The following is an 18,875-nucleotide window of genomic DNA, read 5'->3' as shown; positions in this document are numbered from 1 at the left end:
GGAAAACAATGGTTTGTCAATTTAAGACTGGAGGGGATCCTTTTTCAGTAATGCTGTCATTCCTCAGGAAAGGTCAGCTATGAAGGACAGACTCTTGCTCTAATGGGGATTTTCCTTTGAAATAAGCATCCATCGAATGGCGTGCCTGCCTTTTTAAATTGGCGTTTAAGTAGCTGATTGATCCTTCGTAGCCACGGCAAGTGTACGTATAACGGGAAAACATTCCATCATTCTCTACAAAAAAGCTTTCATTTTCCGCTGGTGCATAAATGATTTCACTTTTCGTGCATCCTCATGAAGGGAGCGAAGAGATTCATTAATCAAGAGATAATAAGGATCCTTCAGCTTAAAGGGACCTTTTTCAATTAATTGCAGATCCCTCTCAAGCACTTTTTTACAAGAGGCAGGAGAATGCTATAGTGAAGCATAATATGTTCTTCCTCTTTCACGTGCATGACTCTCACTCCTTTTCCCATTATACGAACGTATGTTTGTTTATTATTATAGCGATGTGAAGATTTTTATACAAGAAAAAATTTAAGAGGGGAAAATATTGGAGGAAGAAAGGATAAGTAAGTAGGTCAAAAACCAGGTAAAAAAAGGCCCTCACTCTGTTTAGGTGAGAGCCATGTCATATACGAGATGATTTTGTTCCAATGCATCGTTTATCCAGGAAAGACAAAGTGAAACACAACAGAAAGCAAGGCTACAAAGAAGACAGAAATAAGGGAAAAGAGAAGAGTAGGCTTAAATACTTCCGCGTCTTTTCCTTTGAGCCCTGCTGTGCTCGTCCCCAGGATAACGTTTGCCGGTGAAATAGAGTTACCGATAGCCCCGCCGGCAGACTGAGCTGCAATGAGATGAGAAAGCCTGAGCTCATCCATTGTTTGGGAAACTGAGCCGTGAAGCGGTGAAAACAAGATATTGGACGAAGTATTGGAGGATGTCATAAACGATCCTATAACCCCAATTAAACTTGCTAAAGCAACATAAACAGCAGGAGGGGAGACTTCAGCAATACCTAAGGCGAGAACTGTTGTCTGCCCGGAGTTTTCAAGAACCTGAGTCATCGTTAAAAAGGCAGAAATGGCAAGTGATGCGCCGACAGCATTGTCCTTAAACCCGGTGAGAATATCCTTGCCTGCTTTGTTGTTATATTTTCCTAATTTTTTATACCAGAAGTAACCAAAAATGACGGAAATGAACAAGTACATTCCTGGATGAGTCAGAGGAGCGATCGGCGAATAGGCTTCTTCAGCTTCCTGTTCAAATCCATACCCTGTTTCAACAGCTGGGAAAGGAGGGCCGAATTCAAACTGATCAAGAAAATCATGGATAAACGGGATGCCAAGCATAAGAATGGAAAGCCCTGTTAAGACGTAGTAGGGCATAAAGGCTTTGTGCAGTCCCATGTCAGCTTTTGGCTCGTCGTCATCGGAATCACTTTCTTCGAGAATGTCAGATTCATCTTCGAGATCTGTTTTTTCCTTGTACTTGTCTCTTCTAGCCATTAGAAATAACACACCAAGGGCTACGGCAGCTGGAACAAAGTTGCTTAAAGTCGGGTTAATCTGAGTCAAGGCAACCTGGCCGCCGCCATGGATGGCAGAAATGATAATAACGACCCAGAAGCCTTCTTTTACACCTTTCCATTTCGCAAACAGCCAGCAGATCATAAAGCCGGCAATAATATTAGGAATCCATAATAGTATACCTGTGTATAAGAGTGTAAGACTTTGTTCCTGAAGCTCAATAACGTTAATGGTTGCAATCCACCCTACGGCTAACGTGCCAAACATATTGGCCCAGGCATGACCGATAAGTGGAATAACAACGGCTGTGACAGGTTTCACGCCTAAACCGATCAGAAGAGGCGCAACAACAGCAATCGGAGCTCCAAAGCCTGCGATTCCCTGAAGAAAAGAGGCAAACACCCAGCCAAAAGCGAGGATGAGAAACAAATAATTACGGCTATGTTCCTGGATTCCTTCTCGTATGGCAGTAAAGGCTCCTGCTTCTTTTGTCGTTTGATAAAGAAGAAGGGCAGGCCAGACGACAAGAAGAATAAAGAAAGCATCCCACAGCCCCTGACCGACACCTACAGCCACGTTATCGAGCGGGGCCTCGTATAATAGAAAGGCTGAAGCGGCAGCAACAGCCAGAGCAACCCCGCCGGCTAACTGTCCGGACCACTTCAGCACAACAAGCATGATTAAGAGAAGCACCAGGGGCAGTACAGCTACGCCCCAGTGCAGAAAATCTACCGGTAGTTCTTCCATGATGCAAACCTCCAATGTAAGATTAGAATATTACCAGGATAAAGCAATCCCGTCTCCTCTAGGATCAGCCCCGGCACTATAGACTCCGGTTTTCTCATCGATCACAATGCCTTGAGCATGTCCCATTTGCTGAGAAAAGCTCTCAGTTTTTTCAATTTCGTGGCCGCGGTTTGCAAGTTCCCCCGCTATCGAATCTGGTATTCTGCTTTCTAGCTTTAAAGAGGAGCTGTCCTCACCCCACGTGCGGCCGTAAAGCCACCGAGGTGCTTCGATAGCCTGTTGGATGTCATAACCAAACTCCACTACGCGGGTGAACAAAGCGGCCTGGGTCTGTGGCTGTCCTTCTCCTCCCATGGTTCCAAACAGCATAAAGGGCTTGCCTTCTTTAGTAGCCATCGCTGGTATAATAGTATGAAAGGTTCTTTTTTCAGGCTCTAATGCATTTGGATGCTCAGCATCAAGCTCAAAGAAGGAACCGCGGTTTTGTAAAAGAATCCCTGTATCTTCAGGAACGAATCCTGAACCAAACTCATGGTAAATACTTTGAATCAATGAGCAGGCATTTCCTTCGCTGTCAACAGCTGCCATGAATGTTGTATCCTTGCTTGTACTCACCTTTGGCATTTCCGGAAGCTTGTCTAATGGGTAAGCTTTTCTCCAATCAAGTTTTTCAAAGATTTTATCGGTATGCTCTTCAGACAGCAGCTTTTCAACAGGAATTGACAAGAATTCAGGATCTGTTACCCATTCGTCTCGATAATGAAAAGACAGCTTGGCGGCTTCTGCCATGAGGTGATAATAGTCCGGAGTGTGATCCCCAATGGAGGGAAGGTCAAATTTCTTTAACACGTTTAACATCATTAATGTAGCCAGACCTTGAGTATTAGGGTGAAGCTCATGGATTTCATAAGAACCATACGACGTCGAGGCTGGTTTTTCCCAGGTAGACTCGTGATTGGAGAAATCCTCAAGTGTAAGGACTCCGCCTTCTTCTTGAAGACTTTGAACAATCTTTTCCGCGAGATCTCCCTGGTAGAAAACTTCTGCTCCTTTTTCCCCAATCAAAGCAAGCGATTGTGCAAGATCAGGCTGTTTGAAAACCGCTCCTTCAGCGACAGGCTTCCCGTCAGGAAGAAAGATGTCAGCTGTTTTGGAATGCTGACTCAGCACCTCCTGTTTATCAAAGATAAACTGAGCTACCTTAGAAGAGAGAGGAAACCCATTTTGGGCATAATGAATGGCATCAGTAAACAAATCCTTCCATTTTATTCGTCCATATTGCTGGTGAAGGTCTTCCCACGCCTTTACAGTACCAGGGACCGTATTAGAGGACAGAGGGCCTCGGTCGGGGATTTCGTCATAACCTTTTTCTTTGTAAAAACCAATAGCAGCCTTCAGGCCTGATCTGCCGCTGCCATTGATAGCTTGAATATTTGATTCTTTCCTGTCTGAAATGATGGAAAATAAATCTCCGCCTAGACCTGCCATATGAGGGAGGACTACACATAAGACTGCATTCATACTGATCGCAGCATCTACCGCATGTCCTCCTTGCTGAAGAATTGATTTTCCTGCCTGAGTGGCAAGATAATGGGGAGAGGTCACAGCTCCCTGTGTTCCTCGGACGGCAGGACGTCCCGTCTGGGTAAACTCGTGACGGCCTCCTTTTTTTACGTGGCTTTCCATAGTAAAAACCTCCTTATGGCATAAATAATTGCTAAATATAGGAAATTGCTCCTATAGTGCTTTCTGCAGAGTGTATTTCCTTCCTATAAGAATTAAAAACATTGAAACGAAAAAAACTAGAAATTAAGAAAGGGAGAAATAAAATGAAAATAAAAGTTTTATGTTCAGGGTTTGAGCCTTTTGGAGGCTTGGAAGTCAATCCAACAGTGCAGCTGGTTAAAGAGCTGGAAGAACAGCAGCCGTGGGCCAATATAGAGCTTAAAAGCATACAGCTGCCTGTCATATATGAAACGTGCGCCCAATCACTGCTTGAGGCAATAGAGAAAGAAAAACCTGATATTATCATTTCCTGCGGGCTCGCTTATGGCAGAAGTGCTATCAGTCTTGAGAGGATAGGGATCAATATTCAAGACACAAAGGGAGAAGGTGAAAAAGGGGACAACACGGGGGAAAAGCCAGTGGACAAACCTATTCAAATGAACGGTCCGGACGGTTTATTTTCAACTCTCCCCTTCGGAAGATGTTGGAGGCTCTTCAGCAAAACGGAATACCGGCTGAGATTTCAAATACAGCAGGTACATATATTTGTAATACCACTTTATACCAGGTTCTTTATTTTCTTAGAGAAAAAGAAATAACGGCCAAAGCAGGGTTTATCCACTTTCCTGCCACCCCGGAGATGACCTTGGCCCGCCTCATCTTCCTTCCATGACATTTACTTATCAAAAAAAGCATTAATGATAGCCGTGCAAGCAGCCGCAGAAGGTATTACAGGTAAACAAGCATCAGGTATATAGATACAAGTCGTTTTGAAACGAAAGGAGAAGGGTAGACACAAAACAAGTTCATAATTCCAGAATATATTCAGGGTAAGGAGAGGAAAAATTCAGCTGGAAAGAGAAGTAATTACGTACCTCAGGAATGGCAACACTCGTTATGCATGTAATTTTTTAGAAAAAAGTAAAGAGAACAGGTATAAGTAAGGCCCATTGGAAATAATTTTATAAACAACAACAATTTTACATCTATGAAAAAACAGCCCAGAGGCTTAAGTAATTATTCCTGAAGACCAAATGAAAGAGTTTAAGGCAAGCGTCAGGCGGGTATCTTTTAATTAACAATTAAAAAAACATCCGAGCCTCTACATCCGCGCGTCACCCGCCAATTCATAGGGAAACGAAACTATATTTCGGTTCAGATAGGGGGTTCGACGAACATGCTACATCCAACACATGAACAGCACTTTATGAAAAAAGTAAAGTCCATGAAGCATGGCAGACGTCCGACTAGACAGGTCCTTCAATCACTGTACGCAAAAATGATGATGGAATACGCCGTCTTTAACTTTAATAAAGAGCGGTTGCAGCGCATGATTGATGAGGCATTGGATGAAAGAGATGAATCTAGATTTTTAGTACTGACTGAAAGCTATTACGACCTCATGGAAAATTACAAACACGGAAAAGTAATATCTGAGCAGGGCTATGAATTAGAGCTAGATTTTGATACTAATTAGAAGCGCCGCCCCTAACACGGGGCAGCGTTTTTTTTGAGCTGAGGCTTTGTTCTTCTTCTTGGAAAGGATAGCAATAAAATATATACTTGTAACAAAGACTATGATTATTGGGTTGTGGATCAGTGACACGGTTTGTTTGGATAGCCAAAATATACATCACAATAAAGCAAATCGGTAATAGAGAACATGGTGAGGTGACACAAAGATGATCTTATCAGATCAAACGATACGAGAAATGATGGAGGAAGGCAGCTTAGCCATTACTCCAATGACAGAGCATCAAATTCAGCCGCTTCTGTAGATATCCGCTTGGGAACACATTTCTTAAAAATAGATGAAAATTCTATTGAATCCATTGCCTTAGACAAACCAGCAAAGTATGTAGAATTTGAAAGTGAAGAAGTAGTCATCCCTCCAAATTCTTTTTTACTGGCAACTACTACGGAGTACATAAAGCTCCCTGATCACTTAACAGCATTTGTTGAGGGGAGAAGTTCTATAGGAAGGATGGGGCTGTTTATTCAAAATGCAGGCTGGGTTGATCCTGGATTTGAAGGAGAAATTACATTAGAGCTCTACAATGCAAATCGCCTTCCTATCCGTTTGACCTCAGGCCGAAGAATAGCCCAGCTGGTGTTTGCGTTAATGGATAAAAAAGCAGGCCATCCATACAGTGGAAAGTACCAGGGGCAGCGAAACGCAGTTGGAAGCCAGGTATATTTAGATAAAGAAGCAAATGAATAGGGAAGCTTGAAAAAGAGGCGGAGGCCTCTTTTTTGTTAGAAAAGCGGTACATATGGGGAGAAATTGATAGGAACACTAGGCGTGAGAATGCTATAATGGACGATGGTGTTTTTTTACGTTATGATGTAAAAATATTTAAGAATGCTGACTAAGAGAGAATTGTGATCTCTTCATTGTAAGGCTCTGCTTAAAAACCACTGTGGTTTTGCTGTAAGCTTCACCTGGCTGCTTTTCAATCTTGCCGGATATTGAGGCTGCCTGTTTTCAGGAAACCTCTTACGGATGCAGAAATGCTCCACAGAGAGGGAGGGCTGAAAGCTTAAGACTGCACGACCATTGATTTTTAGCGGGGCCCATTATAAATTTCAGGCAGCTTGTTTTGAATAAGACTGCGTTAGGTATAAGTGCATGACTTGTAGAGAGAAAGGAAGGAAGCGCGATGAGTTTCCAGGAGGATAAAGCTGTAGTAGTCTTTAGCGGCGGCCAAGACAGCACTACATGCCTTTTTTGGGCTTTAGAGCGGTTTAAAGAGGTAAGTGCTGTTACGTTTCAATATGGACAGCGTCACAGCAATGAAATTGATGTAGCAAAGGATATTGCCAAAGAGCTTGGAGTTGAACACCATGTGCTGGATATGGAATTACTGAACCAGCTGTCACCAAGCGCTCTTACTCGGGCGGATATCGAGATGGAAGAAGGAAAAGACGGCCAGCCGCCCAATACATTTGTAGAGGGAAGAAATCTGCTATTCTTGTCCTTTGCCGCCATTTTTGCAAAGCAGCAGGGCGCAAAACATGTAATTACAGGAGTATGTGAAACAGATTATAGCGGTTATCCGGACTGTCGGGATATATTTATCAAGTCTTTAAACGTTTCATTAAACTTATCAATGGACAATGAATTTGTTCTCCATACGCCTCTCATGTGGCTTGATAAAGCAGAGACATGGGAGCTTGCTGATAAAATGGGAAGACTTGATTATGTAAAGAATAAGACACTCACATGCTACGAGGGAATTCGTGGTGATGGCTGCGGCGAGTGTCCCGCATGTGTGCTTCGTCAAAGAGGCTATCAACAATATATAGAGGCAAAGGGGAGTGAGTAATTATGCTTTACCAATCCTATCCCCAAGTAAACCATCAATTTCGATATGAACTTAATAAGGACATGCATATGGCTGCCGCTCACTTTATTCCTAATGAGCAGGCAGGCAAGTGTCAGGATATTCATGGTCACACGTATGTCATCAACGTTACGATAGCGGGAGACAGCCTTGATGAATCAGGATTTTTAGTTAATTTTCAATTATTGAAAGAAATTGTTCATAAACGGTATGATCATACATTATTGAATGACCATGATGAATATGCTTCTCAAGAAGATCCTAATCAATTTCCTACGACTGAAGTAGTGGCTCGTGTGATCTGGGAAAGAATCCAAAAGGAACTTGACCAGCGTTTGAATAAGCCGCGCTGCCTCCAGGTCTTTGTTCGGGAAACGCCGACAAGTTACGTGGTATACAGGCCGAAGGAGGAGGATTTCTCTGAATGAAGAAAGTTCCTGTATTAGAAATATTCGGGCCAACCATTCAAGGAGAAGGAATGGTCATTGGCCAAAAAACAATGTTTGTGAGAACATCTGGCTGTGATTACCGGTGCAGCTGGTGTGATTCAGCTTTTACATGGGATGGAAGCCAAAAACCTGACATGATGAAAACAGACGAAATTGTGGACCGGTTAAACGACCTGGCACCTGGACGTTACAGTCATGTAACGATTTCGGGAGGAAATCCGGCTCTCCATGAAGGGATCGGCCACCTTGTGCAGACTCTTAAACAACAGGGAATCAAGACGGCTGTGGAAACACAGGGAAGCACGTGGCAGGAATGGATGCTCGACATTGATGAAGTAACGTTGTCGCCCAAGCCTCCAAGTTCTAACATGAAAACAAACTGGCAACAGCTTGACTTTTATGTTGAAAGGTTAAAAGAAGAAGGCAAAGGACAAGCTAGCTTTAAAATTGTTATTTTTGATATAGAGGATTTAAAGTATGCACTCGCTGTTCACCAAAGATATCCCCACATTCCTTTCTTTTTACAAGCAGGGAATGAAGATGTAAAAGAAGCAGATGATCAAAGTGTGAGGGACCGGCTGTTAACTAAATATGAATGGCTGGTAGACACAGTGACCAAATCTGAGGATTTCAATAATGTGAAGGTGCTGCCTCAACTTCACGCTTTGTTATGGGGAAATAAGCAGGGAGTGTAAGACGAAAGGAGATTTATGATGTCAGGGAGAAAAGAAACTGACTTAACTGAGGTTACACATCTGGGGAGCCAAAATACAACATATCAGTTTGATTATGATCCTTCTGTGTTAGAAACCTTTGATAATCATCATCCGAAAAGAGATTATTTTGTAAAATTTAATTGCCCTGAGTTTACCACTCTATGTCCTAAAACTGGTCAGCCTGATTTTGCTACTGTGTATATCAGCTATATCCCGGATATTAAGATGGTGGAAAGTAAGTCGTTAAAACTGTATTTATTCAGTTTTAGAAATCACGGAGATTTCCATGAAGATGCAATGAATATTATTTTAAACGACCTGGTGGATTTGATGGATCCACGGTATATCGAAGTATGGGGGAAATTCACCCAAGAGGGGGCATTTCAATAGATCCTTATGTGAACTATGGAAAGCCTGGCACGAAGTATGAAGAAATGGCAGAGTACAGACTCATGAACCATGATATGAATCCAGAAACGGTTGATAATCGCTGATAACGAGCATTATGCAGGGAATTCTTCAGAGCGTGACCTTGCAGAAATAAATAGCACAACAAGTAAAAGGTGTCTCGAAAGGTCACATGATTAATGATCTGGATGAGACACCTTTTTGTGGTTGAATATTTATGTTAAGCATTTGTTTTGAAGCAATGGATCAGTACGACAAATATAGGGTGGTAAGAAAAGATTCTTACCACCCTGAAGACCTCAAAAGAGGATTGCCTTTATTTTATTCCTTATTTTCCGGCTCATGTTCCTCGTCTTTACGCAAAGATAATCTTGCTTCTTTTTTTAGGACTGACATATCTTCATGAATCTTTCCATATACCTCACTGCCTCTTACCAGCAGCTGGCTTTTTTGCTCTTCAATTCTGGATTTTAATCTAGATGGGATATTTTTGACTTTCCCTGCTGTATCAGTAGCTTTCATTCTGGAAGTCTTGCCGTCTGCAGGGGCAAAGAGCAGGGTAAGCCCTGCTCCAATAAGAGCACCTAAACCTGCGCCGGCACTGAGAGAAAATAAACGGCTGGGCTGTTTAGGGATATGGCTTTCCTTCATCATGGATTGCCTGCTCCTTGTTGTTGGAATTCATCCTTTAACGTTTTTCTTTTCTGTGCAAGGAAATAAGTGAGAGCCAGTGCTCCGTACAACCCGCCCATGTTTTTCTCTTTTACCTTAGAAGAGCCCTCAGTGGAGTCTTTCTTAAAGGAGTTAGTGATGTCTACCAACGAAGAAGAAAGTCTTTGTGACGCTTCCCCGGTATCTCTTACAATATGAAAAATTGGATTTAAATCATCCATTTTCTGGTTTAAGTCTAGAATCGTCTCATTGCTGTTATGGAGGATAACTTCAGTCTGCTTTGAAATTTCATCCATTTGATCAGGAAGCTTACCGACGGTCTCCTCAACTCCCCCGAGTACTTTTGTAAGGGAGTTCAAAGCTTTAATTAGGAAGATGACTAAAATTAAAAACGCGATTGCAAAAACTAATACTCCAATGCCTAATAGATCCATAAAAATTCCTCCTGCTCACATAATTAAAATATGGTATATATAACTTATTCGCCAGGTTCTCCATTTTCCCTTTGTTCATCGATAAAATCCAACATATCAGCTATATATTCGCCGACAAGAGGAGCGGAAACGAATAAGTTAAGGATGAATATAAGTAAAGCCAAAAAGATTGCTGTCCCTAACGTAAGCCCCACGCCGCGGGCAATCCCGGCAATCAGGTTTGTTTTTATTACTTCTTTGGGACTTGTGAAGTGATAAGCATATCCTTAAAGCGCCCTTTTGTCGTCACTTCATCAAGACGATCAGCAATTTTTTCCAGACGTGTTACTTCCTCATGCTCCGGGCGTCGTCTTGTTTTCTCCAGACGTTTTTCCTCTTTAGGTGGATTGTCGTTAGATTGATGATTTTGGTCTTCTGCCACTATGTTCTCCTCCTTATTGAAACCAAAAAGACGTGTATAAGGCTTCCTTACCCTGTACATTCCTGTTTCAAACAGAAAGAAGAGGACAAGCAGGAGAACAAAAAAATTAAAGAGGGCACCCCATTTAAGGGAGACCCTCGCCATTACGTCAAGTGCACGTATGCGTTCCTCATCATTGGCTCTTTCAGGACGTAAGCATCAAATACCATTTTTAAGGCTTCATCCTCATCACCAATGCTTCTCTTTATCTCTTCAAACGTGTGATGGAGAAATCGGTCGGTCTCCAAAAGTTTTTTCATTCTGCTCTCTTGATAGCTCATCTTTATCACCTCAATTGGTCGGAGCTTGTTGTACTACTACTATATGCAAAAAATCAATTTGCGTCTCCGTACCTTGTTTATTTTATGCATGAACTGTGGAAATTAATCGATTATATTCAAAAGCTGAGCGGATATCTTTTTCGGTGATTCCTCCAGCGTCCACCGTGGTCAATCGGACAGTGATCTCTGTATGGTTTATAGTAAGATGTGGATGGTGGTTTACTGTTTCGGCGTGTTCAGCAATTTTGTTGACAAAATGAATACCATTAAGAAAATCCGAGAATGTATACACTCGCTCTATGGTTTTTTCATCCGCCCGTTTCCATCCGTTAAGACTTTTTACTTTCTCTTCAACAATTTCATTGTCTAATATCATCGGTCTCCCTTCTTATAGTATCCAAATTTATCCTTTGATGCTTCCGCTTTCTCTTCATATCTTCATTATACCACCAAGAAAAGAATTTCAAACGAAAGAGCTCTTACTCCGCCTCAAAAAATTAAAAAATTTTGAAAAATACAAGAGGAACTCACCTTGTATTTCTTTTCCTATATTTCCTGCCTGTAATAATGAGAATAAAAAGAGTGTGAAAAGGTACGAAGGGAGGAATAATAAAATAACCAAGGAGGGGTAAACAGTGAAGGTTGCGAGTATGCCGCAGGTAAAAACAGATTTTGATACATTAAAAGAGGTCATCGTATGTTCTCCTAGAGCGATGGAAATTCAGGAAATCATCAACGATACACAGGAAGAATATGCAGGGTCAAATATTGATAAGAAAGAAGCTGTTAAACAGCATAATAACATGATCGAGGTGTTTGAAAGAGAACAGGTAAAGGTTCATACACTGGCTGTAGACGAGGCTCTGCCTGAACAAGTCTACACGAGGGATTTAGGAGTAGTGATTGACAATATCCTGGTTGTAGGAAAAATGAAGCAAAACATTCGGAAGAAAGAGACAGAAGTATTCAAAGGCTGGTTGAAGGAACATGGAATAAAATATTATGAGATTACAAAAGGAGCCTTAGAAGGCGGAGATGTGGTAATAAGCAAGAATAATATCTACGTTGGACAAAGCGGGAGAACGGAAGCTTCTGCTATAGAAGAGCTTGCTGTTTTATTTCCTGGGAGAAGTGTGGAGAAAGTACCAATCGAAGACAAGTATCTGCATTTAGACTGTGTGTTTAATCCTTTTTCCGAAGAATATGCGCTGTTGTATCCCGATGCAATGTCTGAAGAGTGGGCCGATACATTACGTTCAAGGTATAAATGCATAGAAGTCACAGAGGAAGAGCAGTTTAACCTTGGTGTCAATATCTTTTCAATCGGTCATAATACAGTAATCAGCCAGGACAAGTGTAAAAGAATTAATAAAGAGTTACGTAATGCAGGCTTTACGGTGTACGAAGTATCCTTTTCTGAAATTATTAAGTCAGGTGGATGTTTTCGTTGTGTTACCTTTCCTATCTCCAGACAGTAAGTCTCATTGGAATTTCCGGTGAGGCTTTTCCATTTTTAAAGTGTACGGGTAAGGAGATACGTAAAATTAGAAAAAACTTGAGCAAAAAACGAGGAAAGAATACAATGGAGAAAGAAACTACAACTTTTTTTATATAAGAGAAAAATTCCTGAAAGAAGAAATTGACAAAGTGAAAAATTTTACATAGAATTTAATTACAGACTGACCAGTCGGTCTAAACCTGACCGGATGTAAGCGTTTAAAAAAATGATAGAAATGGCAAAGAGGGTGAAGGAATGTTTACGAAAGTGTTAATAGCCAATCGAGGGGAAATTGCAGTTAGAATTATCAGAGCTTGCAGAGAGCTGGGCATTGAAACAGTAGCCGTTCACTCTGAAGCGGATAAAGAAGCCCTGCATGTCCTCATGGCAGATGAAGCTTACTGCATTGGTCCTCATTCATCAGCTGAAAGCTACTTAAAGAAAACGAACCTTGTAGCCACGGCACTGAAGACAGGGCAGAAGCGATCCACCCAGGCTACGGTTTCCTGGCTGAAAATGCTGAGTTTGCCGAAATGTGTGCTGACCATGATATTACATTTATCGGCCCATCGCCTGAAGCGATAAATAAAATGGGAGCAAAGGCCGTGGCACGTGAAACAATGGCAGAGGCCGGAGTGCCGATAGTTCCAGGGACAGACGGAATTATTGAAGAAGAATCAGAAGCTCTCAAAACCGCTGAAGAAATTGGATACCCGGTGATTGTCAAGGCTACAGCAGGCGGCGGAGGAAAAGGAATGCGGGTAGCCTATGAAGCAGGAGAGCTGAAAAAAGCCATTTCTATGGCCCAGCAGGAAGCTGCCACCGCATTTGGAAACCCGGGTGTGTATTTAGAGAAATTTGTGGAAGAACCTCGCCACGTCGAAATTCAGGTTATGGCTGACTCCCACGGAAATGTTGTTCATTTTGGAGAGCGGGATTGTTCCATTCAAAGGCGTCATCAAAAGCTGGTTGAAGAAGCACCCTCTCCAGCTTTAGACGAAGACATCAGAGAAGCGATGGGAACTGCTGCAGTAAAAGCAGCCCAGGCGGTTAATTACTGTGGTGCGGGGACTGTAGAGTTTTTATTAGATAAACACAAAAATTTCTATTTTATGGAAATGAATACGAGAATACAAGTAGAACATCCAGTAACCGAAGAAGTCACAGGCATAGACCTTATAAAAGAACAAATTAAAGCAGCGGCTGGAGAAAAGCTTTCTGTAAGTCAAGAAGAAATTGTGATTGATGGCTGGGCTATCGAATGCCGTATCAATGCAGAAAATCCGGAAAAAGGATTTATGCCTTCACCAGGGAAGCTTGATATGTACCTTCCTCCTGGCGGCTTAGGTGTCCGCATTGACAGTGCAATGTATCCTGCTTCACGATTACACCTTTCTATGATTCCATGGTGGCCAAGCTTATTGTCAGAGGAAAAACGAGGGAAGAAGCCATTTCACGAATGAAAAGAGCGTTGATGGAATTTGTCGTTGAAGGAGTAGACACGACCATCCCTTTCCATTTAAAACTAATGGAAAACGAAGACTTTATAAACGGCACCTTTGATACTAGCTTTCTCGATAAGACAAAGCTTTTATAAGGGAGGTAATTTGGGAAAGAGCAGGTGATGAACATGGCCGAGAAACCAACCAAGGAGCGCATCACAGAAGCTGCTTTAAAACTTTTTGAAGAATATGGTTTTCATGCTGTGACAGTGGACAAAATTGTGAGAGAAAGCCGGACGTCAAAGGGCGGCTTTTACCATAATTTTAAATCAAAAGACGAGCTTCTATATACCATCCATGATTCATTTATTACATATGTGCTTGATAAAGCTGTAGAAGCTCATTCGAGGTACGGAACTCCAACAGAGAAGCTGTACGCAACTGTAAGGTCATTTGTTAAAATGTTTGAAATGTACAGAGCTCATGTAACAGTTTTCTACCAGGAGAGTCTATATCTTGCTCCGGAGTATTTTACCGAAATAAAAAAGAAAAGAAACAAGTATAAAGAGCTAATGTTTTCAGTGGTGAGAGAAGGAATTACCGAAGGGGAGTTTAGAAAGGAAATACCTGTTCCGATCATGTCCATGGCGATTTTCGGAATGATAAACTGGACCTATAAATGGTATAAAGATACAGGAGAATATTCAGTTAATGATATAGCTGACATCTATGCAGATTTAATTTTGCATTCTGTGCTCACTAAAACAGCTTTGGAAAATCCGGCCTATCAAAGGTTATTTTTACGTCCTACAAATTTCAGCAGCCTTTAAAAGGAGTGAATGAACATGTTTAAAGTAAATGAAATAAAAGAATTGATCAGAGCCATCGACAACTCATCTATTGGCGAGGTTGAGATCCGCGGAGAAAATAAAAGAAAAAATCACCATCCGCAAAGAAGGTGTCCAACAGACAGTGAGTGTACCGCAAGCAGCAGTGCAGACAGCACCAGCGCCAGTACCTGCCCCGCAGCCGGAACAGCCGAAAGCAGAAGAGCCAAAGCAAGACCAAGGCAGTGAAAAGCCAAAAAATGAAGCGGCAAGCAAACATAATGATGATTCATTAAAGAAAATTACCTCTCCAATGGTAGGAACGTTTTATGAAGCGCCGAATCCAGAGTCTGATCCTTACGTAAAAGAAGGAGACAAAGTCTCTCCGGATACAGTAGTTTGTATTGTAGAGGCAATGAAGCTAATGAATGAACTAGAAGCAGAAGTAAGCGGGGAAATTGTTGAGGTTCTTGTGGAAAATGGAGAACTTGTTGAATATGGACAGCCCCTTTTTCTTGTTAAGCCGAACTAGTACACCTTTAAAGGGCCTGTTATGAAAGCAGGCCCTTTTTTATACCCAGCCGTGCTTTATGGAGAAGAAGAAGGAATGAGACGGCTTTTCAAATCCGCTTTTTAGCACGGTTTCAAATACTTACACAATTACAGTTTTTAAGGAGGATGCAGCATGGATGATATGTTTTCAAAAATAGAAGAAATGGAACTTCGGCGGGAAAAGGTTAAGTTAGGCGGAGGGGTCAAGAGAATTGATGCCCAGCATGACAGGGGAAAGCTTACTGCCAGAGAAAGAATTGACGTGTTAGTAGACGAGGGAAGTTTCGTAGATTGAATCCTTTTATTGAAAACAGAGGGATGGATTTTGGGGGTGCCGAATCACCTGGAGAAGGAGTCGTGACAGGGTACGCGAAAATAAATGAAAAAACGATATTTCTATTTGCCCAGGATTTCACGGTCTTTGGAGGCGCCCTTGGAGAAATGCACGCTCTAAAAATTGCGAAAATTATGGATTTGGCAGCGGAGAACGGAGCACCGATTATCGGGTTGAATGATTCAGGAGGCGCCCGCATTCAAGAAGGTGTGTTGTCTTTGGATGGCTATGGACAAGTCTTTTATCGCAATTCTATATACTCCGGAGTCGTCCCGCAAATTTCAGTCATAATGGGCCCGTGTGCCGGGGGTGCTGTATATTCTCCAGCTATTACTGATTTTGTGTTCATGGTTGAAAAAACAAGCCAGATGTTTATTACGGGTCCAAAAGTGATCGAAAGCGTCACCGGTGCCAACATTAACAGTGAAGATCTGGGCGGTGCTGCCGTTCATTCTACCAAAAGCGGGAATGCCCATTTTACAGCAGCTTCAGAAGAAGAGGTACTCGGAGAAGTGAGACGCCTCATCAGTTATCTTCCTTCAAATTTTGAAGAAAAGCCGCCAAAGGCAGAAAAAAACAATGCCAGGGATACTGAGGACCGGGTGGATGAATTACTGGATATCGTCCCTGTAGACAGCATGAAAGTGTACGACGTACGAAAGGTTATTGCCAAGATTGTGGATAATGAAGATTTCATGGAAGTTCAAGCGGGGTTTGCAAAAAATATAGTAGTAGGCTTTGGAAGAATTAACGGGGAAACAGTAGGAGTGGTGGCTAACAATCCTAAAATGATGGCCGGGGGGTTAGACATTGATTCTTCAGATAAATGCTCTCGTTTTATCAGGTTTTGTGACTGCTTCAACATTCCTCTTATTACATTTGAAGATGTAAGCGGTTTTATACCTGGGGTGCAGCAGGAACACGGGGGAATTATACGTCACGGGGCCAAAATTCTCTATGCCTATTCGGAAGCTACAGTGCCAAAGCTGACAGTCATTTTGAGAAAGGCTTTTGGAGGAGCTTATGTTGCGTTAAATAGTAAGGCCATAGGCGCGGATTTAGTATATGCATGGCCAAACGCTGAAATAGCCGTGATGGGGCCTGGAGGGGCAGCCAATATTATTTTTGCTAAAGAAATTAAGGAAAGCAGCGATCCTGAAAGAACCCGTAAGGAAAAAATAGAAGAATACAGAGAACGATTTGCCAACTTATATTGCTGCGAGAAATGGGATGGTGGATGATGTCATTGATCCAAGAGACACGAGAAAGGTACTGGCAAGTGCCCTTGAAATGCTGAAAAATAAAAAGAAAGAAAATCCAAAGAAAAAGCATGGCAATATTCCACTCTAGGAAAGAAGGTGAAAAACATGAATCAAGAGGATGTTAAAAAAACAATGGAACAAATTTGCGACTTTCCTATTCCGGCTACAGTCTCCTGGAAGGAAACAGCAGAGAAATCGTTAAAAGGAGCATCCTATGAACGCAAGCTTCTTACCCAGACTTACGAAGGGATTACGATCCATCCCCTTTACAGAAAAGAGGATATTGCCGGCTTGCCTTTTATAAATGTAATGCCAGGACAATTTCCCTATACTCGGGGTACTTCAACTTCGCTTCCTGTGAAAACACCCTGGGAGATTTCACAGGAAATAAGAGAGAGTACGCCGGAGAGATTCCACTGTGCATTAAAGCATGATATTCAACGAGGACAAAATTCTTTGGTCATTATGCTGGACCAAAATGTAAAGCTTGGAATCGATCCATTCGATGGAAAAGAAGCAGCGGGAAAAGAAGGACTCTCCATTTGTAATGCAGAGGATGTAAAAACGGCTTTACAAAGCATAGAAGCGGCAGACGTTCCTTTTCATGTTGAAACCGGGGAGCATCCTCTTCCTGTTTTTTCCCTTTTTTTAGCTGCTTTAGATGGAAGCGTTAAAGAACTGAAAGGAAGTATAGCGGCTGATCCTTTTGGTGCCTGGGTAATAAAAGGAGAGTTAACTTATGAACTTGAAAAGATTTTTAATGGGATGGCTGAAATCGTTCGGTGGTGTCAGGAACAAGAGTGCCCGGTGAAAACGATACTTGTTTCCACTTCTCCCTATCATAATGGAGGGGCAAGCGCAGTTGAAGAGTTAGCTTATGCACTGGCTACAGCAGTAACTTATATAGAAGAATTAAAGGAACGGAAAATTCCTCCTGAGGAGGCTGCGAAAAGGATCCGTTTTCAATTTTCTATCGGGTCAGATTATTTTTTAGAAATAGCAAAGCTGAGAGCAGCTCGTTCTTTGTGGGCAAACGTTATGGCAGCTATACAGAGGACGAAAAGGCAAGGAAGATGAATATCCATGCAAGAACCTCTTCTTGGACAAAGACTCTGTATGATCCATATGTCAATATACTAAGAGCTTCATCGGAAGCCTTCTCAGCAGCAATTGGTCAGGCAGACAGTATACAGGTGAGCCCATTTGATGAAAGCTTCCAAAAACCTACCTCTTTTTCCCGCCGAATAGCAAGAAATACCCAGGTGATTTTGCAGGAAGAAGCACATATAGGGAAAACGGCAGACGCGGCAGGGGGTTCGTATTATATTGAAACCATGACAAATGAACTGGCAGAGAAAGCGTGGAAATTGTTTCAGGAAATAGAACGGAAAGGTGGAATGACAAAAGCGATAGAAAACGGTGCAGTACAAAAAAGGGTAGAAGACATTTCCTCAAGAAAAGAAATTGATATAAATCACCGCAAAAAGGTATTTGTTGGCACGAATCAATACCCCGACATAGAGGAAAATCCAGTAAGCGTCATTCCGGAAGATGACAGTCAAGAGATTGAAGAATTTGTGCAGAAGACGACCTCAAAAAAGAGAACGGAAGATATTGAGGAAAGAGAAACTAGAGCTTCAATCGTTTACGAGGGAATTGAGCGAGCGAAAAAAGGGTGGACCCTTGGCCAGATCGCAACGTGGTGTGGAAAGCAGGTGCCAGGAAATGAGATTACATCTATTGAACAAAAAAGAGGAGCAGAACGATTTGAGACTCTCCGCAAAAATGCACTGGCCTTTGAAGAAAAGTCGGGAGAACCATTGAAAACGTTCCTGGTTAACTTAGGAGAACTTCGCGATTATAAGCCTCGAGCTGATTTTGTTACTGGATTTTTTCAGACAGGCGGGTTTAAAGTAATCTCTGAAAACGGTTCACTGCACGCTCAAGAGGCAGTTGAAAAAGCAATGAAAGCCAAAGCTCCTTTTGTTGTTTTGTGTGGAAAAGAAGAGGATTACTCAACCATGGCTCCTGAAATTATTGAAGGAATCAAAAAGACAGATCCTACCGTTACTGTGATGATTGCAGGTAAAACACCTGACTCCCTGCACACCATTCTTATGGAAAAAGGGCTGGATGGCACAGTTTCTCTAGGTCGAACGCCTATGAACTTCTGAAAACACTTCAACAAAAGA

16 protein-coding genes and 6 pseudogenes are annotated in these 18,875 nt (G+C 42.0%); 13 read left to right on the top strand and 9 right to left on the bottom strand.

The features are described 5' to 3' along the window. Positions 1-73: 73 nt before the first annotated feature. The 3 genes from JCM19033_RS24015 to ggt form a co-directional block, all read right to left on the bottom strand. The gene (locus JCM19033_RS24015; RefSeq protein ID WP_198153382.1) at positions 74-223 is read right to left on the bottom strand and encodes a hypothetical protein; all 150 of its coding nucleotides are present in this window, start codon (positions 221-223) and stop codon (positions 74-76) included. A 442-nt stretch (positions 224-665) separates the two neighbouring features. Next, positions 666-2,279, bottom strand: coding sequence for an L-lactate permease (locus JCM19033_RS01235; protein ID WP_269757907.1), 1,614 nt, complete (start codon positions 2,277-2,279; stop codon positions 666-668). Positions 2,280-2,309: 30 nt separating this feature from the next. Continuing rightward, positions 2,310-3,965 (bottom strand): gamma-glutamyltransferase, encoded by a 1,656-nt coding sequence (gene ggt / locus JCM19033_RS01230; protein ID WP_054634982.1) that lies wholly within the window; start codon positions 3,963-3,965, stop codon positions 2,310-2,312. Between the two features lie 143 nt (positions 3,966-4,108). Between ggt and JCM19033_RS01225 the strand changes: the two are divergent. The 7 genes and pseudogenes from JCM19033_RS01225 (at position 4,109) to queF (ending at position 9,007) form a co-directional block, all read left to right on the top strand. Further along, positions 4,109-4,677 (top strand): annotated as a pseudogene (locus JCM19033_RS01225) (peptidase C15). A gap of 504 nt (positions 4,678-5,181) precedes the next feature. Next, on the top strand, positions 5,182-5,481 hold the full coding sequence (locus JCM19033_RS01220) for an IDEAL domain-containing protein (protein ID WP_054634981.1): 300 nt from the start codon (positions 5,182-5,184) through the stop codon (positions 5,479-5,481). A gap of 309 nt (positions 5,482-5,790) precedes the next feature. Further along, positions 5,791-6,225 carry a dCTP deaminase gene (gene dcd / locus JCM19033_RS01215; protein ID WP_306301179.1) on the top strand — a complete coding sequence of 145 codons (435 nt, stop codon included), beginning with the start codon at positions 5,791-5,793 and terminating at the stop codon, positions 6,223-6,225. A gap of 439 nt (positions 6,226-6,664) precedes the next feature. Further along, positions 6,665-7,330 (top strand): 7-cyano-7-deazaguanine synthase QueC, encoded by a 666-nt coding sequence (gene queC, locus JCM19033_RS01210; protein WP_054634980.1) that lies wholly within the window; start codon positions 6,665-6,667, stop codon positions 7,328-7,330. A 2-nt stretch (positions 7,331-7,332) separates the two neighbouring features. Then, on the top strand, positions 7,333-7,776 hold the full coding sequence (queD, locus tag JCM19033_RS01205; RefSeq protein ID WP_054634979.1) for a 6-carboxytetrahydropterin synthase QueD: 444 nt from the start codon (positions 7,333-7,335) through the stop codon (positions 7,774-7,776). Continuing rightward, positions 7,773-8,492, top strand: coding sequence for a 7-carboxy-7-deazaguanine synthase QueE (gene queE / locus JCM19033_RS01200; protein WP_054634978.1), 720 nt, complete (start codon positions 7,773-7,775; stop codon positions 8,490-8,492). Before queD ends, queE begins: the two co-directional genes overlap by 4 nt. An 18-nt stretch (positions 8,493-8,510) precedes the next feature. Next, positions 8,511-9,007 (top strand): annotated as a pseudogene (gene queF / locus JCM19033_RS01195) (preQ(1) synthase). A 235-nt stretch (positions 9,008-9,242) separates the two neighbouring features. Here queF and JCM19033_RS01190 read toward each other — a convergent pair. From JCM19033_RS01190 to JCM19033_RS01175, 6 genes are all read right to left on the bottom strand, one after another. Continuing rightward, a complete protein-coding gene (locus JCM19033_RS01190; RefSeq protein ID WP_054634977.1) occupies positions 9,243-9,575 on the bottom strand; it encodes a YtxH domain-containing protein in 333 nt (110 codons plus the stop codon). Next, entirely contained in the window at positions 9,572-10,027 is a 456-nt protein-coding gene (locus tag JCM19033_RS01185; RefSeq protein ID WP_054634976.1) for a DUF948 domain-containing protein, read from the bottom strand. The genes JCM19033_RS01190 and JCM19033_RS01185 overlap by 4 nt, the downstream gene beginning before the upstream one ends. Before the next feature lie 44 nt (positions 10,028-10,071). Further along, positions 10,072-10,221: a DUF5665 domain-containing protein gene (locus JCM19033_RS24840; protein WP_269757906.1), complete on the bottom strand. Its 150-nt coding sequence runs from the start codon at positions 10,219-10,221 to the stop codon at positions 10,072-10,074. A 35-nt stretch (positions 10,222-10,256) separates the two neighbouring features. Next, the gene (locus JCM19033_RS24835) at positions 10,257-10,448 is read right to left on the bottom strand and encodes a hypothetical protein (protein WP_269757905.1); all 192 of its coding nucleotides are present in this window, start codon (positions 10,446-10,448) and stop codon (positions 10,257-10,259) included. 143 nt (positions 10,449-10,591) lie between these two features. Beyond that, the gene (locus JCM19033_RS23040; RefSeq protein WP_157049690.1) at positions 10,592-10,768 is read right to left on the bottom strand and encodes a hypothetical protein; all 177 of its coding nucleotides are present in this window, start codon (positions 10,766-10,768) and stop codon (positions 10,592-10,594) included. An 82-nt stretch (positions 10,769-10,850) separates the two neighbouring features. Next, entirely contained in the window at positions 10,851-11,144 is a 294-nt protein-coding gene (locus JCM19033_RS01175) for a 4a-hydroxytetrahydrobiopterin dehydratase (RefSeq protein ID WP_054634974.1), read from the bottom strand. A gap of 259 nt (positions 11,145-11,403) precedes the next feature. On the opposite strand from JCM19033_RS01175, the gene JCM19033_RS01170 reads away from it, so the two are divergent. The 6 genes and pseudogenes from JCM19033_RS01170 to JCM19033_RS27850 all read left to right on the top strand — a co-directional run bounded on the left by JCM19033_RS01170 (position 11,404) and on the right by JCM19033_RS27850 (position 18,857). Next, entirely contained in the window at positions 11,404-12,246 is an 843-nt protein-coding gene (locus tag JCM19033_RS01170) for a dimethylarginine dimethylaminohydrolase family protein (protein WP_054634973.1), read from the top strand. Positions 12,247-12,521: 275 nt separating this feature from the next. After that, positions 12,522-13,863: pseudogene (gene accC, locus JCM19033_RS01165) on the top strand (acetyl-CoA carboxylase biotin carboxylase subunit). A gap of 33 nt (positions 13,864-13,896) precedes the next feature. Next, on the top strand, positions 13,897-14,538 hold the full coding sequence (locus JCM19033_RS01160) for a TetR/AcrR family transcriptional regulator (RefSeq protein ID WP_054634972.1): 642 nt from the start codon (positions 13,897-13,899) through the stop codon (positions 14,536-14,538). 15 nt (positions 14,539-14,553) lie between these two features. Then, positions 14,554-15,067: pseudogene (gene accB, locus JCM19033_RS01155) on the top strand (acetyl-CoA carboxylase biotin carboxyl carrier protein). Positions 15,068-15,220: 153 nt separating this feature from the next. After that, positions 15,221-16,771, top strand: a pseudogene (locus JCM19033_RS01150) (acyl-CoA carboxylase subunit beta). 17 nt (positions 16,772-16,788) lie between these two features. Next, positions 16,789-18,857 (top strand): annotated as a pseudogene (locus JCM19033_RS27850) (methylmalonyl-CoA mutase family protein). The last annotated feature ends 18 nt before the right edge of the window (positions 18,858-18,875 follow it).

Source organism: Thalassobacillus sp. C254, assembly GCF_001310615.1.
The sequence above is the reverse complement of the archived record's forward strand: the minus strand, read 5'-3'. Positions and strand labels throughout refer to the sequence as shown.

Excerpts from the sequence above, each read along its gene's own strand:
- JCM19033_RS24015 (WP_198153382.1), bottom strand. The coding sequence starts at position 223 with ATGTTTTCCCGTTATACGTACACTTGCCGTGGCTACGAAGGATCAATC.
- JCM19033_RS01235 (WP_269757907.1), bottom strand. The coding sequence starts at position 2,279 with ATGGAAGAACTACCGGTAGATTTTCTGCACTGGGGCGTAGCTGTACTG.
- ggt (WP_054634982.1), bottom strand. The coding sequence starts at position 3,965 with ATGGAAAGCCACGTAAAAAAAGGAGGCCGTCACGAGTTTACCCAGACG.
- JCM19033_RS01220 (WP_054634981.1), top strand. The coding sequence starts at position 5,182 with ATGCTACATCCAACACATGAACAGCACTTTATGAAAAAAGTAAAGTCC.
- queC (WP_054634980.1), top strand. The coding sequence starts at position 6,665 with ATGAGTTTCCAGGAGGATAAAGCTGTAGTAGTCTTTAGCGGCGGCCAA.
- queD (WP_054634979.1), top strand. The coding sequence starts at position 7,333 with ATGCTTTACCAATCCTATCCCCAAGTAAACCATCAATTTCGATATGAA.
- queE (WP_054634978.1), top strand. The coding sequence starts at position 7,773 with ATGAAGAAAGTTCCTGTATTAGAAATATTCGGGCCAACCATTCAAGGA.
- JCM19033_RS01190 (WP_054634977.1), bottom strand. The coding sequence starts at position 9,575 with ATGATGAAGGAAAGCCATATCCCTAAACAGCCCAGCCGTTTATTTTCT.
- JCM19033_RS01185 (WP_054634976.1), bottom strand. The coding sequence starts at position 10,027 with ATGGATCTATTAGGCATTGGAGTATTAGTTTTTGCAATCGCGTTTTTA.
- JCM19033_RS23040 (WP_157049690.1), bottom strand. The coding sequence starts at position 10,768 with ATGAGCTATCAAGAGAGCAGAATGAAAAAACTTTTGGAGACCGACCGA.
- JCM19033_RS01175 (WP_054634974.1), bottom strand. The coding sequence starts at position 11,144 with ATGATATTAGACAATGAAATTGTTGAAGAGAAAGTAAAAAGTCTTAAC.
- JCM19033_RS01160 (WP_054634972.1), top strand. The coding sequence starts at position 13,897 with ATGGCCGAGAAACCAACCAAGGAGCGCATCACAGAAGCTGCTTTAAAA.